The sequence below is a fragment of the Moorena sp. SIO3H5 genome, assembly GCF_010692395.1.
GTDB lineage: Bacteria > Cyanobacteriota > Cyanobacteriia > Cyanobacteriales > Coleofasciculaceae > Moorena.
The window spans coordinates 1-3124 of sequence record NZ_JAAHHS010000624.1 but is presented as its reverse complement, the minus strand read 5'-3'; the positions used below and the strand labels follow the sequence as shown (position 1 = coordinate 3124).

Annotated in this window: 2 protein-coding genes; both read left to right on the top strand. The window is 35.8% G+C overall.

What is annotated here, in order from left to right:
• Positions 1 to 357, top strand: a 357-nt coding sequence (locus tag F6K52_RS34625; protein WP_293089488.1) for a glycosyltransferase family 4 protein, incomplete at its 5' end; no start/stop codon positions are given.
• 1657 nt (positions 358 to 2014) lie between these two features.
• On the top strand, positions 2015 to 3124 hold the full coding sequence (locus F6K52_RS34620; RefSeq protein ID WP_293089485.1) for an AarF/ABC1/UbiB kinase family protein: 1110 nt from the start codon (positions 2015 to 2017) through the stop codon (positions 3122 to 3124).

Here is a 3124-nt window from a genome sequence, read left to right as displayed (position 1 = left end):
ACGCTTGTCCGATCTGTCCAGAAGTACTTCCTCATGGGTGATATATTTGTTTGTGCATCTCAATGGCAAGAACCTTTAGCACGAGTTCATTATGAAGCAATGGCAACAGGTCTTCCTATGGTTACCACAATGCGAGGAGGAAACGCAGAAGTAGTCATCCCAGGTATGAATGGTCTCTTGATTAGTGACTATGAGAATCCCGATGCCTTTGCAGAACCAATTAACTCTTTATTGTCCAATAAAGAGTTAGCTGAAAAAATGGGTCGATACGGACGCCATCTGGGTGACAAGTATTATGGTTGGGAGCGGGTTGCTTCAGACATTTCCCGGATTATTTCAGACTGCTGCCTATCCTAACGATAGCAGGGTAATCCCATTTAAATTTGTCAACTGGGTATCAAAAACCTAGGACAGTTTTAAATCATACCTTAATGCCTTCTTCGGCTCATGAAACCGTCATGAAGAGTTGGCAGATTAGGTATTATTATTGAGAGGGTAAGGGGGAACTTCGTATCGTCATCACGACACGGGTCTTCTCCTTCCATAGCACGGGAATGCCTGTGATATCATTGGACTTGCTCAAAGGCCCGTTGTTGAGCTAACACCAGATGATGTTCACTCGCCCAGGCACTCACCGTGTGTAAGGCAATGAGATTGCTTTTAGCGATCGTAGGAACCCCGAGCAGTTAAACCCATCAATTGGGTTCCGGTTTGACTCTCGGGTCATCCAATGCCTCAAACTGATAAATCACGCTATGAATGAGCTGTTTCATCCTTTGCTGAAAGGGGCGATGGAGTGGGAGCACCAAAGCCAAGGGACATCAGGGCCGATGAGCATGTGAACAGACTAATTTAATCTCTATCCAATTTCCTGGATTCTGGAGAGATTGTCTAGTCTCAATTGAACCAAAGCCAACTTTGGTGCCAACCTGTGTTTCGTCAAGTACAATTTATACAAAATACCTGGGGTTACCCTGGAATTTTAGCTTGCATGTCACCCCCTTAGGATATTATCATGTGTTTGGTAATTATTTTGATGCAGAAGTGTTGAATGTCAAAAAAAAGTGTCAAAAAATTTTTTCAATATGATAAAATCATCAAAGCTATAAAATTCATACTCGTTAAGTATGATTTAAATAAGTTTTCCAAAAATCATAAAATATATTTTGGAAGCGTTACAAAAAAAAGATTATCTATCTCTCAGTACCTTTTTATTTGTATCTTGTTAGTTGGAGTATGTAATGGATAAGAGTGTGATCAGTATGGGAAATTTATTGAAACGGTTAAATATTAAAAAAATAGAACGATATCTAACTTTGATAAACCGGTTAATAAGATAAAAAAAATATTCAAAAAGTAATTTATCAATTGAAAAGGCAACTCAATCAAAAAAAAAATCAATTTGAAGCCCGAAATTTATTACCGTTAGCGAATCGTAGCATACTGCCGATAGTTAAACTATTTGTACTTTAAAAAATTAACTATTATGGAGCCAAGGATCTCATCAAATTAAATTATTTTGTGGCTTGGACATTTGCCGTTCAGACGTAGGGTTAATAGTTATTCATTATTCAGATTTATAGCTATTTAATCACTTATTTAAGATTACAGCTAATAAAAATATCTGTGACGTGAAAGATTTTGGAAAAACACCATTATATAACATTCGTTTCAATCATATATGTCTCAATAAATTACCTATGTACATTGGTTTATAAAACTAATTTAGTTAAAGTCAAATAGTACTTTATAGGGTTAATTCATGAAAATATGTAAAGTTTTGTTTATCGATTCAACATTTATGATTTTGATGTTGATCTGTTTCTCTACTTATGTCTGCTAATACCACAAACTCATCCCACAACCTGCACTGCAGTACTTTTTAAAAAGTAACAGTTTCAGTAGCGAAACTATCGTGGAGTCTCAAAAACTAGCTAGTTTTTGATAAAACTACATTCAGGATTTTATGATATCGTAACTACGATAGATTAATGATTATTATTGAAATTTATTTTTGGCTGCTTATAATATGATCAAGAAAGAAGATATCCCTACCCCTATTATTGATAACAAACAACGAAAGAAAGTTAAAATAGCTGAAAATTTGGAAGATCGTCGTTTTTCTACTCTCTACATTATCCGACGATTTATTATTTACTTTTTAGGTATACAACGTCGCCGAATTACAAATAAGCCAGATATACAAAAGAATGCGAACGAGCTACGTCAGATATTTGAAGATTTGGGAGGCTTCTGGGTAAAAACTGGTCAGTTGTTAGCATTGCGAACCGATCTTTTTCCAGATGAGATTTGTGAGCAGTTAATACGTCTTCAGTATGAAGCGATTGGATTCCCTATGGCTTTAGTTAGATCAACAATTGAGTCAGAGCTAGGAGCACCCATGGAAAAAATATTTAAAGATTTTGATGAGACTCCTTTGGCAGCTGCATCAATTGGTCAGGTTCATAGAGCAACGTTGCGAAGTAAAAGAAAACCGGTAATCGTTAAAATTCAACGTCCAAATTTAGCAGAAGCATTCAAGCGAGATTTGGATTTAATTAAAGTCGTTGCCAACCTGTTTATTTCTTTGAATTTTATGAGTTACCTACGTTTAGATGAAGCAGTATCGGAGTTAGATAAAATATTTAATGAGGAATTAGATTATCGCTATGAAGCATCTAATACTCGTAATATGAGAAAAACACTAAAGCCGCATAAAATATATGTTCCTAAGATTTATGATAAATATTCTAAACGTCGAGTTTTAGTTATGGAATATATCGATGGGGTTCTTGCCTCTGATTATATTAAAGTATCGAATAGGGATCCCGTCAGAGCCTCTCAATGGGAGGATGAAAATGACTTTGATGCTGAAAAAGTAGGTGAAAAGATATTTATTTCATTACTTCGACAAGTATTTGAAGATAACTTGTACCATGGAGATCTACATCCAGGCAATATTATTTTCTTGCGTCGGAGCAAAGTCGTATTCATTGACATGGGTAGCGTGGGATCCCTGGATAGGGATTTGAGGGTGACTTATAATGAGTATACGAATGCATTGACATATGGAGATTTTAGCAAAGCGTCTAATTACATCGATATAATCAGACTACTGCACTAG